We start from the raw sequence: 12,969 nt of genomic DNA, 5'->3' as shown, positions 1-12,969 counted from the left end.
CACTACAGCGGAGTTTGGGGATGCTTTCGGCGTAGCGTCGCCGGGTGGTGGCGTCATCGACGAAGGGAAGGGCCAGGTTCATGGCCGAGTTCTGGATCGGGCATCGCAAGTACCGGACCAAGGGGGACGCGCAGGAGGCGGTACAGAAGGTGCTGTACCGGTACTCGGTGGGCAGCATCGTGGATCAGCCAGAGGACCACCTTCTCCTGCTGGACCTTCTGAACATGCACCGGGAGGCTGAGGACAAGATCGGCCCTGGTGTCGAAGCCTTCGCGATCGCCCCGCCGCCGCGCGGTCCGTACCCCTGCTTCGAGGTGGTCCGGGTGGACGGCAGCCGCATCGACTTCTCGTACAAGGACTGTCTGAAGCCGAAGACCTACCGCCAGCAGGTCCTGAACGTGATGCGCGACGAGGTGAAGTCGGCCATCAATACGTACTTCGAGTCCCGCAAGCAGGCCGGCTCCCTCGTCTCGGACCTGTCCGGAACAACGCTGGAGAGTTCCGACACGGCCGTGAGCTACTTCGGCGGGCCCTCATTCAACGACATCGCCGGGGAGTTCGCCGACCGCGTCGGCGGGTGGGAGGCGATCGAACTGACGCCCTCCACCGAGCCTGGACTCGGGCGGTTCAAGGACCGCGACCTGGCCGAGCAGTGGTTCAGCTACCACCAGGACCGTGCAGTTCTCGGGCTGTTGTCGACGAAGGAGAACCAGCGCCGTCCCCGCAGGTAACTCGGGTGCCCGAACGCAGCCGCACGTCCGCTCCGACGTGCGGCTGCGGCCGGGAAGTCGGTCGGGTGAGGGAGGGGCGGTCTACGGGGACCTGGACGAGCGCGCCGGCGGCGGGTTGGTCGAGCGCCAGCTGAGTCTGTGATGCGGGGGCCTGCCGGGTCCGGCGTGCTGGGCGAACTCCAACGGCTGCTCCTGCGGCGCGACCGCCTACCGGCCACCAGCTTCGCCGCAGCGTTCCGCTGCTGGTGCCGGGCACAGCGTTGTCAGACCTCGGTGCAAGGATGGCCAACGAAGCGTCGCGTCCGCGCAGCGGCCGCGACAACCCGAACGTCACGGAGTACCGCATGAACCGCAGTGAGCTGATCGCAGCCCTCGCCGAGCGCGCCGAGGTGACCCGCAAGGACGCCGACGCCGTTCTGGCCGCCCTCGCAGAGACCGTCGGCGACGTCGTCGCCAAGGGCGATGAGAAGGTCACCATCCCCGGCTTCCTGACTTTCGAGCGCACCCACCGCGCTGCCCGTACGGCCCGCAATCCCCAGACGGGCGAGCCGCTCGAGATCGCAGCCGGATACAGCGTGAAGGTTTCGGCAGGCTCCAAGCTCAAGGAAGCCGCAAAGGGCAAGTAGCCCCCATCCGCGCCGTGAGCACTCCAGGACCGCGCCCTGACGCACGGACGCACTGCGTCCTGCGATCACTGGGCGGAGCCCGGATAGTTGCGGCGCCGACGGGGTAGAACGGACGCCGGGTGCCCTCCGTCAACGGAGGGCTCCGACTCCAGACCAGCCGGGATTCCTCGGCAAGATCGAAGGACACGCAGTATGGCCAGCGGCACCGTGAAGTGGTTCAACTCGGAGAAGGGCTTCGGTTTCATCGCCCAGGAAGGCGGCGGCCCGGACGTCTTCGCCCATTACTCCAACATCGCCGGCAGCGGCTACCGCGAGCTGGCGGAGGGCGACGCGGTCACGTTCGACGTGACCCAGGGGCAGAAGGGCCCCCAGGCCGAGAACATCGTCCGGAGCTGACGGCCGTACGGCACCGCCCCGCCCGCGAAGATCACTGTGTAGAGTGGCCTTACCGACGCGGGGTGGAGCAGCTCGGTAGCTCGCTGGGCTCATAACCCAGAGGTCGCAGGTTCAAATCCTGTCCCCGCTACTGACCGAAGGGCCCGGCATGCAGCCGGGCCCTTCGTCGTATCCGAACATCACGTGGAACACGAGCGGCTGTCCCTGGCCCTGACCGGAACAGACCGGTATGGGCATTGCCCGCTGCCTCTCGGGCCGTGTCCTTCCGCGCGGCGCGATGATCTACGGTCTCCTACGGCACCGAAACGATCAGTTCAGCAACGGGGAAGTACGCACATGCGCAAGACAGCAACGCTCACCACCACCCTGCTCGCGGCGGCCGTGCTGCTGACCGGGTGCGGCAGCGAGAAGAAGGACACCGGCCCGGCCAAGGCGGGCGAGGCCTCGCCGAGCGTCTCGGCGAGCGGCGGCGCGAAGGGCTCGTCATCGGGGAAGAAGGGCGTTGCCCATCAGGTGGTCTTCGAGGTCGGGGGCACGGGCACGGGCAAGGTCATGTGGATCGGGAACACCAACCACTTCGAGCAGGTGACGTTGCCCTGGACGAAGACGGAGTCCATCCAACTGGAGGGGGCCGAGCTGAAGGTCGGCGTCACGGTGTCGGTGGTACCCGCCTCGGTCGAGGGCCCGGACAGAATGCTCAAGCCCGCCCCGTGCACGATCAAGGTCGACGGCAAGCAGGTCGCTGACAACCAGGGCGGCAAGTCGGCCGAGCCCTGCAAGTACGAGCTCAAGGACTGACAGCCGGCACCCTCACACACGCCTCGCCGCCCTCCGGCAAGTCGTGTGCGTATGCTCCGCCGCACCGCCGGGCGCGCCCCGCGACCGGCGGTGCGCTGGGCCGGCCGGCCCAGCGCAGGAGCATGCAGGGCTGGAGGAATGATGCGCGGCACGACGGTCGCCGGCCGGTACAGGCTCAAGGAGGCCATCGGCAGCGGAGGCATGGGCACGGTCTGGCGAGCCGAGGACCTCCACCACCTCCACGACGTCGCCCTCAAGATCATCCCGGTGGGGGAGGGGGACCCAGTACGTGAGGCGGCCTTTCGCCGGGAGGCACACGTGGCCGCGCGCCTGTCCCACCCGCACGTCGTCGCCGTCCACGACCACGGCGCCGCCGACCTCGACGGCCGCCGCATCTTCTTTCTGGCCATGGCCCTTGTCGACGGCCACCCGCTCAACACACTGACCGGCAGTCCACTCTCCCTGACTGATGCCCTGACCTGGGCGATCCAGATCAGCCAGGCCCTGGAGGCCGCCCATCAGTCCGGCATCGTCCACCGCGACCTCAAGCCGTCCAACATCCTCATCGACCGGTCGGACACCGCGTACCTGTGCGACTTCGGCATCGCGCGCCTGGCCGAAGCCACCCATCACACCCTGACCGTGACCGGCGTCGCCATCGGAACCCCCGCCTACATGTCGCCCGAGCAGGCCCGCGGAGACACCACCCTGGGCGCGCCCAGTGACCTCTACTCGCTCGGCTGCCTCCTCCACGAACTTCTCGCCGGCAGCGTCCCCTTCACCGGCACGGCATGGCAGGTCCTCAACCAGCACCTGAACGACGCGCCGGCCCCGCTGTCCGCCCTGCGCCCCGGCGTCCCCCGCGAGCTCGAGCAGCTGGTCCTGGAGCTCCTCGACAAGAACCCCGACCGCCGGCCGACCGCGGCCGACACCCGCGCACGCCTCACCCAGCTGCACACCGCACTGGCCGCCTTCGCCGACGCACCCACCGCAGTCCCGAACCCGCAGCCGCCCACGGTGGTCGCCACCACCATCGACCGGGCCGCCGAAGGCCGCGAACCCGGCACCCGGCTCCCCGCCGTGGTCGCGGGCGCCGTCACCGCCGCCGCCATCGCCGGCGAACTCTCGCTCACCACCACACTGCCGACCGCCTGGACGGCTGCCCTCGGCACTCTCGCTGGGCTGCTCCTCGCCGTCCTCTACCTTCTCGACCCGCCCCAGTCGCCGCACCCCGAGCAGCTGAGGATTACCACGGCCTGCCTGCTGACCACCCTGCTCCTGACCGGCGGCATGGCGCTCGCCGTCCTGGTCAACGCCCCCGGCCTGTGGGCGAGCGCCCTGGCCATCGCAGTCCTCGGTGGCCCCGCCCTGCTCGCCTTCGCCAGCGGCGTGCGCCGCCTGGTCGAGCACAGCCTTCACCGGAGTGCCTGGCACGCCGATCTCGCCACGACCGCCGGCATCCTCCACACCGCCGTCGTCCTGCTCACCGGCCACCACGCCGGCCTCTCGGGACTTGCCCTCACCGCTGTCGGCGTCGTGCTGTGGCCGGCCACGGCGCTGCTCACGGCGCTGCTCACGGCGCTGCTCACCCCGGGCCGCTCCGCCTCCAGCCTTGCTCGGCCGACTCCCACCGGCCAGGTCACGCACCGACACCGCCCCGGACCGCTCCCCGCCCAGCCCCGGATGCCTTAGCGCTCCGACGAACCGGCCAGACTGTGCCGCCATCGGCGTGCACCTCCCAGCGCCGCCCTACCGCCCGAATACGGCGCCACGACCGTCGATACGTACGGGTCCGCAGGTCATTGGGGCGAACGGCACTCGTGCCTCGGGCAACCGATGCCGCCACGCACGCGTCGGACACGACATGAACCGCGAATGGCTCTTCACGCTCATACCGCTGGTGATCGGCGTGAGCTTTCTCTGTGCCGGCGTGTACGGACTCCGCCGCGCCAGCGCGCTTCGCCGCACGGGCATCACCGCCGTAGGGCGAGTCGTCCGCCACGACACCAGGCGAGACGACGACGGAGCCAAGTACCATCACCCGGTCGTAGCCTGGACGACCCGGGACGGCAGCGAGTGCACGTACTCCTCCACGTTCGGCCGGGGCAAGGTCCTCAACGGCTACGGCGTCGGCAACTCGGTCTTCGTCCTCTACGACGAGAACGATCCCCGCCGCTTCGAGATCCGCGGCTGGGACTCGACTTCGTTCTACATGGTGTTCACCGTGGTAGGCACGGTGCTCACAACAGGCACATTGACGGTTCTCCTCGTCCTGCTGAGCACTCTTTGACCGCCGTGAGATGTTGCGCACCCAGTGGTTCAGGCGGGCGGGCCCACCGTCGTGCCGGACCTTTCCCCTGTCTGATGACCCCGCCGAACGCGCCGCCCACCGGCGGCCCTCAACAGGTCCCCGGCGCCCCGGACCGTCACCGTGCTGCTCGGCCGCGAACTGAATGAAGCCGCCGGGCCACCCAGCGGAAGACGGACACCGCAACCCACCAGCGGCAAGGCGACGATCAGAGTCGATGTCAGTGGCCACCCCTATGCTGCGCCGAACAGCGAGGCATGACCCCGCTCACCCTGGAGAGCGGGGAGTTGGACGTGGCAGGCAGCGGCCGACCGCGGAAGGATCCGCGACAGCCGGAAGAGATCATGCGCGCGGCCGGCCTGGAGCCGCTGGAGCCCTACCCCGGCAGCTCCGCCCCGTGGCGGTGCCGCCATACGGCGTGCGGGCGGGAGGTCACCCCCCGCCTGAGCAACATCACCAAGGGACAGCGCGGCTGCGTTTACTGCTCCGGACACGCCCGGATTGAACCCGAGGCCGCAGCCGCGGTGATGCGGGCGGCCGGGCTGGAGCCGCTCGAGCCGTACCCCGGCGGCAGCGACCGGAAGTGGCGGTGCCGTCACCTCGCATGCGGACGCGAGGTCACACCCACCTATGTCCGGATCAACTCCGGTGCCGGGCCCTGCCGGTGGTGCGCACCGAACGCGCCGGTCGACTCGGACGTCGCGGCGGCCGACATGCGGGCCGCGGGCCTGGACCCCCTCGGCCCGTACCCGGGAGTGGACACGCCCTGGCCGGTCATCTGTCGGGCGTGCGGAGCGCCAGGGGCCCCCACGCTGGGCTCCATCCGTCAGGGGCAGGGCGGCTGCTACCCCTGTGGCCGGCGCAAGGCCAACGAGTCGATGCGCCACGACGCCGAGACCGCGGCCGCGGTGATGCGGGCGGCGGGCCTGGAGCCGCTGGAGCCGTACCCCGGCACGGAGTTCGCGTGGAAGAGCCGCTGCATCACGTGCGGGTCCATCGTCTCCCCGCGCCTGGGTTCCCTGACCGGCCGGAGCCGGCGTCCTGGCTGCAAGCGGTGCGCCGACCGGGCCAACGGTGCAGCACAGCGCCACGACGAGGACCTGGCCGTCGCCGAGATGCGCGAGCACGGATTCGAACCCCAGGAGCCGTACCGCGGGGTCAAGTACCCCTGGCGGTGCCTGTGCCAGGGCTGCGGCACCATCACCTCACCGACGTTCGGATCCATCCTCGCCGGCCAGAGCGGATGCCGGCGCTGCGCCGACCTCCGCTCCGCCGCCGCACGACGTGAAGACCCCGAGCGCGCCGCCGCCTCCATGCGCGAGGCCGGTCTCGAGCCCCTGGAGCCCTACACCACGTCCATGACGCCCTGGCGCTGCCGCTGCACCACCTGCGGCCGCACCTCGACCCCCACCCTGTCCAAGATCCGCAGCGGCCGCGGATGCAAGTACTGCGCCCGCTTCGGCTTCGACCGTGCCGCGCCCGCCCGCGTCTACGTCGTCACCCACGCACAGCACGGCGCCGTCAAGATCGGCGTCGCCGGCGCTCGTCAGCGAAACGACCGCATCGGCCAGCACCGCCGCCTCGGTTGGACCCTGTACTACGAGCACCACGTGCCCACCGGCGACGACGCCCTGTCCGTCGAACAGACGATCCTGCGGCGCCTGCGCGCCGCCGGGCACGGCGTCTTCCTCACCGCCGCCCAGTTGCCCAACGGCTGGACCGAGACGTTCGACGCCGCCCGCGTCACCGCCGCCGAGCTTCGGGACGCGATCCGAGAACACCAGACCGCACCAACCCCTCCTCAGCCGTTGACCCTGTTCTAGCCGCACACCTGGGCCGGGGGAGCGAGCTGACCTCGGCGGCGGCGATGGGGGAGTGGTGAGGGGGTGGGCTACGCCGCGCCCTGGACGGCAAGAACTGCCACGGCGGCGTGCTCGGCGACTCCAGCGCCTTGGTGAACGTCAAGGCGGCGACGGCCGCCTCGTCGGTCAGCCGGCCGGGTGCCCCCACGCCGGCCGCGGCCATGGCGCGGGCAGCACGCCGGCCGGTCGCAGCGTGGCCGTCTCTCGCCGGCGAAGCTCCCGTCAGGCGGGCCACGGGGGCAAGCTGATTCCCGTCGTGCTGGTCGTTCAGGCACCGGGCGCCCGTGTGGCGGGAGAAGGTCTGGCCGGACAGCCGTAGCGCCCGTCATGATCACGGCATGGGTGCAAGCGCGTGGGACACCGAGACCAAGCGGCCGATCTATGTCGATCTGGGCGTGGAGGGGCTGCCGATCGGCCTGGCGGGTGGCCGGTACCTGTGCAGAGCCTGCGCGGATCCACTGATCCTCAGGGGTGCCCGGCCCGAAGCGAAGGTCACGCCGCACTTCTCTCACCAGGAAGGAGGTCCGTGCCGACTGGCAGAACGGGAAGCGCAGATCGACGCGGACGACCAGGTCGTCATCCAGCTGAGCCACCAGATTCGCGCCCTGCCCGGAATCACCGGCTGCACCCTCGCCTCCCCCGGAGACGACCCTCACGACCCGATCGGACTCCCGCCGGTCGTCATCGCACAGTTCGGCGACTCCGCCGCGGTCATCGAACGCCCCGGCACGCTGCCCAGCCCTCAGGCCGTCCGCCGACGCATCCTCGCGGTACGCGAGCACCACGCCGGAGCCGCACACGTCTGGTTCCTGCGCCGCGACCCTGGCCAATTCGGCCAACTCCCCAGCCACAAGGTCCGCCTGAGCGGACGGGACGTCGAACACCAGCGTGTCGCCCCCACCGAGCAGCAGCTGGCCATCCTCGACGCCGGCGGCCATGTGTACTGGCTCGACGGGAAGCTCGTGCTGGTGCCCTACGGCTACCACGCCTTCCGGCACCCCGCCCGCCCCGAACAGGACTGGACGGCCTGGCCGAAATGGCCGCGCCACAAGGACCCACGGGACGACTGGCGGATCAGCAAGCCCCGTCCAGCCCCCAACGCGGACTGCTGGGGCCTGGTCCCGATCGCCCTGTCCTCACTGACCCGCACCCGGGCGGTCTTCCACCCCGCCGACGCGCACAAGGTCATGGACGAGCTGTATGCCGCCCAGGAGGGCCGGCACCGCTGGCGCGACCGACGAGCCCGCGAGGTGTACGCCGAGCGGCACGCCCCGCCCACTCCTCAGCCCGCCGCGCCGATCCCGACGGCCGAAGCCCCCGCCACCGAGGCTGAGACAGAGCAGCACGCCGCCCCACAACTTCCGCAGCCGGCCGACCAGCACGATGCTGAGGCACCCCCGCACGGGAACGTGATCCCGTCCGTCGCCTCGTCCGCGAACCTTGCGCCGGCCTTCCCGCCTCCGCCTGTGGCCCCGCCCACGATCCCTCCGCCCCCGCAGCTGCCCCCCGCGCCCCGAGCGCCCCGGCAACGCCGATGGGCAGACACCCTCCGCATGCTGCGCCGACGGCGTGAGCGTTGACGAACACCGGAAAAGCAGTGGGCCCGGTTCGAAGTCGTACCGATACTGGCGACGGAGGAAGTGAGGCGCCCATGCTGCAAGTTGAACCGTGTGTGCTCGACGTGCTCACGGAAGCGGCGACGAACGCCGCTTCCTGCGAGGACATCGCCGCCGGCCTCGCGGCCGCAGACACCGGCACGAACGCGGCCGCCGAGCAGCAGCGCGATGCGCTCCTCGCCGCGCTGCGGCTCCGACCCGCCGGGACCGGCAGGGCGCAGACGTTCACCGGGATCGTCCTTGGCCAGCCGCTCGAGGCGTGGCCTGCGAGCCTGTCCGACGTCGCCGCCGACCAGAAAGAGGTCTGGAGCGCGTACGCCGAGGCCGTGACCAGTTCTTTTGTACGGGGTCGCCTCCATCACCTTCTGCTGGTCGCAGGCCACGGTCGCAAGGTCGACCGCATCCGGGGCGCGGCCGCCGGGTACCTGGACGCGGTGCCGCTCCTGCTCGCCGCTCGCAAGCGCTTCCCCGGCCTGGTGGGTGCGACCGAGTGTCTGCGCTGGGCCGGAGACCTCGCCCGGACCTATAACCAGACCGACCTGTGCAAGCGCGTCACCGACGACACGGTCGCCCTGGCCGAGCGCGTCCTTGCCGCTCCCGAGGACGAGACGGCGATCATGGCCGATCTCCTGGAGGGGCTGCGTGTCCAGCGCTACGACATCACCGACTTCGCAGAACGCGCCGCCCGTCGGTACGCCGGCGATGTGCACGCCCGCGTCGGCTTTCTCAAGCTGCTACGGGAAGAGGCGTCCGAGTGCCGCCGAGTCGGCATCGACACCGAGATCGTCAGCGCCCTCCTCGACGCCGCCGATGCCGACACGGGGTTCCGTCGCCACAACCTGCTGACCCAGGCCGCGACCATAGCGCGGGATCGAGGTCTGCCCGAGCTGAGGGTGCGTGCTGAAATGGCCCTGCAACAGACCGATCCGGACTCCCTGGGATGGACTCGAATCCGTCGCCCGCTCATCCCCCCGCCGGGACTTTTCGCCGGGGCCCGGGCGCACGTCGACGCCGCCTCCAGCCTGCGAGACGCACTATGGCGAACCGCGCAAGACGCCCATCCGGCGATGCGCGAGCACACCGACGACGTGGATCTCCTGGATGGTCTGCTCCGGATCCCGCGCACGCGCATCAACACTGCCGGACCCGTCCAGGTCGCTCCGCCCGTCGCCGCCGCCGACGACCACCTCGTCGGACTGCAGGTCCTCGCGATGGACTTCCTCGGGCACCTCGCCGCCCATCAACTCGACCACATTCACGAGCGCTTCGACCCGGACGAGGCCGAGCTGATCGGCGCCCTCGCCCATGACGCCGTCTTGCCAAAGGCGCGCGCCCAGACGCTGGCTTACGCCTTCCGGTACTTCTGGCTGGGGGAGTTCGACGCAGCGGTATGCATCGCCCTGCCTCAGGTAGAGCAGATCCTCAGGCAGCTCCTGCGCTGGCAAGTCTCGATCTTGTCCGTGGCCAAGGGCCCGTCCCCTGGGACCGTCGACCAGCTGGGAGGACTCATCCGCAGCATGCCGGCCGCCGGGTATCCCGCGGACTGGAGCCGCGCCCTGGAGCTGCTCCTGGTCGACCCCGACCGCGGGATGAACCTGCGCAACGAGGTCTGCCACGGCCTGATCGACACCCCGCCCAAGCACCGCGTCGCGCTCATCCTCCAGGCGGCGCTGTACTTGCTCAGCTACGCCCACGGACATCGAACCCTCGCCCCTCCCGCTCCCTGAGCGTCCAGCAAGGCTGACGAACGAGCTTGGAAACTCGTTTGCTCTGACTGTCACACCGCGCGTCGTCCGCACACCTGTAGCAGGTGACAGCGGATCTCACAGCGGGAGTTGCACGTGACTGACACCCTCACCCCGTACGCGCCCCGACAGCAGTGGGGCCTTCGCACGACCGACGCGGTCCTTGACCCGGTCGCCCTGCGCCAGATGGCCACGGGTGAGTCCGAGGAGACCGCCCGAGTCGAGCTCGCGGACGCCCAGTACCTCATCTCGACGCCCACGCCCGGACAGGCCCGAGGCGAGGCACGTGTCTTCCAGGCGCTCATCACCGCCTACGGCCGCCACCGCCCCGTACTCACTGGCGGCCCGTTCGGCATTCGCAGTCTCACCCCCCGCACCGACGAACTGGTGGTGAGGATCGCGCCCTCCCAGGTGGATCGGTGGATCGACGCCCTCGCCTACCGGCAGGGCGGGACCGGCGTCGCAGGACTGCGCTGGGCCGGCCGGCGCGACGGGATCATCCTGACCTTGCCCGGAACGAAGATGCTCCTCGCCGACATCAGCGAGAGCGACTGGCGTGCTGCGCTCGGACGCCGGACCGCCGACCAGAGCAGCCTCATGCCGCACTGGATCCCCCAGCTCCCCGGCGAGGCCGAGCACACCGCCACCGAGGACGCCGAACTCGCCGGCGCCTGCGACCCCCTCTGCGCCACCTTGCGCCGGATCCGGCTTGTCGACGCCCTCACCCGGCGGAGCGGTCACGTCCACCTGTTCACCACCCGCCACCACGGCGACCTCCACCTGATCGAGGCGTGCGAGGCCACCCCCACCGTCCTGCCGTTGTGGACCTCTCGGTCCGTGCCCCTGGCGCTGTGGCCCGCCGGCTCGATACCCGCCCCGGGCCCGAGGGACCCGCGCACTGCTGTGCTCGACCTCCTCACCGAGATCGAACCAGCCCGCGCCCCCTCCAGCGCAGCCGACCACCGCGCCGCCCGCGCTCTGTGCCACCTCACCGGCCTGAGCACCGCCCCCGTCCTTGTCCAGGCCGCCGAGCACGTTCTCGACGTCGCCAACCACGTCCTCGCCGACCCCGCCCACGCCAGCGTGTACGCCTCCGGTGGCTGGGCGGGCAGCTGCCGCACGTATCCCCAGGGCACCGTCCACGGCACAGACCCCTGCCTCCCGCCCGGCGCCGAGCAAGTCACCGACCTCCCCGAGGACGCACTCCAGCGCCTCGGCAGGCACTTCTCCAGCCGATCCTCCGACACCTCGCGCACCGACCTCGTCATCGCCGGCCAGGAAGAACTCGTCCACCTGCTCGACTGGGCGCTCGCCGCCGCGACCCGCCCCACCGGCCGTCGGGACTGGAACCCCAGCGGGGCCGACGGCACGCTTCAGCACAGGCAGCAGCTGCCCGACCGCGACGGCACCCTGACCCTGACCGCCAGCACCACCGGCGTCTACCGCGTCAGCCTGGAAGCACTCGGCCTGAGCGACCTCGCCGACGAGGACGACACCGTGGAATGGGAACGCGAGGCCGCCCCCTCGCAGAGCGCCGCCGTCCTGCTGGCCGAACATGCTGCGATCGAGGCGGCGGTCTGCCTGCCCTTCCAGCGCGAGCACCGCAAGCAGCGCCTCCTGCTGCCCAGTACGGTGTCGGCCGCAGTCGAGCCCACGATCCGGTCCGTCATCGCCGGAGCCGATCACGTCCTGGGGTTCTTCACCCTCGCCAGCGTCCTCGGCCGCCTCCACGACCGCGTCGGCCCCACCCGGGGAGCAACCGACGGCCACTGGCGAACCGATCCTCACTCCGACACCCCGCCCGACCACCCGGCCACCCTCACCGCTCTAATCAGCGACTGGTTCGAGCTCCCCTCACCCCACCACGGCGAAGCCGCCAACACTGCCGCGGTCGACAGCCCCGCCTACCTCCGCCACCTCGCCGCCCACCGCGCAGCGCTCGACCCGTTCGTCACCCGCTACCTCGCCGCAGCCGACAGCCTCGCCGGCGCGCGCACTGTCGAAGAGCGCCACGTAGCCGGCTTCGCAGCCCTGCGCACCACCGACCTTTCCGCCCTGGCCTGCACGGAGGTCCGCCCCGTCCGCGAAGGACTCCTCCGCCTGATCAAGACGATGCCCCAGGACCCCGCCCAGCTGATCGCCTGGTACGAACGCCACCTCGACCAGGTCTGATCCCCGTCGCCCCTTGGAAGAAGGAGAGCCCCACGATGAGTGAGCAACTGCCGGACCCGGCCATGTTCATAGGCCCCATGGGGCGCGGGAAGACGCCGCTGCCGGCTGACGCCGATGCTGGCCGGCTCGCGGCCGTGCTGAGGCGCGCCCTGCACACCGTCGAATGCCGCGAACTCGGGCCAGCCGCCGCCGAGCAGACGTTCGGACCGTTCGCGGACACCACGGAAGGCCGGATGACCGTGTTCATGGACGAGGACAAGCTTCGGGCCGACAATCGCGGCCACGAAGAGCTCCACCAACTGGCGCGAGCGGTGAGTGATCGAGGGCCGGCCGTGGACGTCGTCTTGGCGCCGCTCAAGCCGTCCGTGCTGCTCCTGGACGAGATGACCCACGTCGTCGGCAAGAGCGCCGGGTCGGCCTCGGGCACCGGCAGGGCCGGGACAAGCCGGCTGTACGAGATGCGGCGGCCGCTGTGGCCGGTCTTGCCGTACTCGGGTGCTGCCCGTGTGGCGGCGGGCGGGCGGTCAGGGCAACGGGCCGGGGGCGCGGCGGATCCGGAAGGCCGAGACGGCGAACGTGTGCCGGCGGCGCCGCTGAAGGGCGGAGTGCCGCCTTGCAGCCGATCAGCAGCGAAGAGAGCCTGACCTGCAGGCACGGCCCAGGGAAATCCTCTCGGACCGTAGTTTCGAATCTGGGTACGCTTTCGCAGCCGGCC

At 70.8% G+C, this 12,969-nt stretch carries 11 protein-coding genes and 1 tRNA gene; all 12 read left to right on the top strand.

Features of this window, described 5'->3' with window-relative positions:
• Positions 1 to 80: 80 nt before the first annotated feature.
• The 12 genes from ACF07B_RS28415 to ACF07B_RS28360 all read left to right on the top strand — a co-directional run bounded on the left by ACF07B_RS28415 (position 81) and on the right by ACF07B_RS28360 (position 12,898).
• The gene (locus tag ACF07B_RS28415) at positions 81 to 731 is read left to right on the top strand and encodes a DCL family protein (RefSeq protein ID WP_392181034.1); all 651 of its coding nucleotides are present in this window, start codon (positions 81 to 83) and stop codon (positions 729 to 731) included.
• Between the two features lie 344 nt (positions 732 to 1,075).
• On the top strand, positions 1,076 to 1,357 hold the full coding sequence (locus tag ACF07B_RS28410; protein ID WP_060880711.1) for an HU family DNA-binding protein: 282 nt from the start codon (positions 1,076 to 1,078) through the stop codon (positions 1,355 to 1,357).
• Between the two features lie 192 nt (positions 1,358 to 1,549).
• The gene (locus ACF07B_RS28405; RefSeq protein WP_060880712.1) at positions 1,550 to 1,753 is read left to right on the top strand and encodes a cold-shock protein; all 204 of its coding nucleotides are present in this window, start codon (positions 1,550 to 1,552) and stop codon (positions 1,751 to 1,753) included.
• Positions 1,754 to 1,809: 56 nt separating this feature from the next.
• Positions 1,810 to 1,883 (top strand) — tRNA-Met (locus ACF07B_RS28400).
• Positions 1,884 to 2,089: 206 nt separating this feature from the next.
• Positions 2,090 to 2,551 (top strand): hypothetical protein, encoded by a 462-nt coding sequence (locus ACF07B_RS28395; RefSeq protein ID WP_376268078.1) that lies wholly within the window; start codon positions 2,090 to 2,092, stop codon positions 2,549 to 2,551.
• A 141-nt stretch (positions 2,552 to 2,692) separates the two neighbouring features.
• A complete protein-coding gene (locus ACF07B_RS28390; protein ID WP_392181033.1) occupies positions 2,693 to 4,243 on the top strand; it encodes a protein kinase in 1,551 nt (516 codons plus the stop codon).
• 172 nt (positions 4,244 to 4,415) lie between these two features.
• Positions 4,416 to 4,841, top strand: coding sequence for a DUF3592 domain-containing protein (locus ACF07B_RS28385; RefSeq protein WP_392181032.1), 426 nt, complete (start codon positions 4,416 to 4,418; stop codon positions 4,839 to 4,841).
• A gap of 275 nt (positions 4,842 to 5,116) precedes the next feature.
• Entirely contained in the window at positions 5,117 to 6,682 is a 1,566-nt protein-coding gene (locus ACF07B_RS28380; RefSeq protein ID WP_392181031.1) for a GIY-YIG nuclease family protein, read from the top strand.
• Positions 6,683 to 7,059: 377 nt separating this feature from the next.
• A complete protein-coding gene (locus ACF07B_RS28375; protein ID WP_392181030.1) occupies positions 7,060 to 8,301 on the top strand; it encodes a hypothetical protein in 1,242 nt (413 codons plus the stop codon).
• A gap of 71 nt (positions 8,302 to 8,372) precedes the next feature.
• A complete protein-coding gene (locus ACF07B_RS28370) occupies positions 8,373 to 10,064 on the top strand; it encodes a DUF4209 domain-containing protein (protein WP_392181029.1) in 1,692 nt (563 codons plus the stop codon).
• A 114-nt stretch (positions 10,065 to 10,178) separates the two neighbouring features.
• Complete coding sequence (locus ACF07B_RS28365) at positions 10,179 to 12,254, top strand: hypothetical protein (RefSeq protein ID WP_392181028.1); 2,076 nt, start codon at positions 10,179 to 10,181, stop codon at positions 12,252 to 12,254.
• A 35-nt stretch (positions 12,255 to 12,289) separates the two neighbouring features.
• Complete coding sequence (locus ACF07B_RS28360) at positions 12,290 to 12,898, top strand: hypothetical protein (RefSeq protein ID WP_392181027.1); 609 nt, start codon at positions 12,290 to 12,292, stop codon at positions 12,896 to 12,898.
• Positions 12,899 to 12,969 lie beyond the last annotated feature (71 nt).

It is taken from the genome of Streptomyces sp. NPDC015532 (genome assembly GCF_043078065.1).
Lineage (GTDB): Bacteria > Actinomycetota > Actinomycetes > Streptomycetales > Streptomycetaceae > Streptomyces.
The sequence above is the reverse complement of the archived record's forward strand: the minus strand, read 5'-3'. Positions and strand labels throughout refer to the sequence as shown.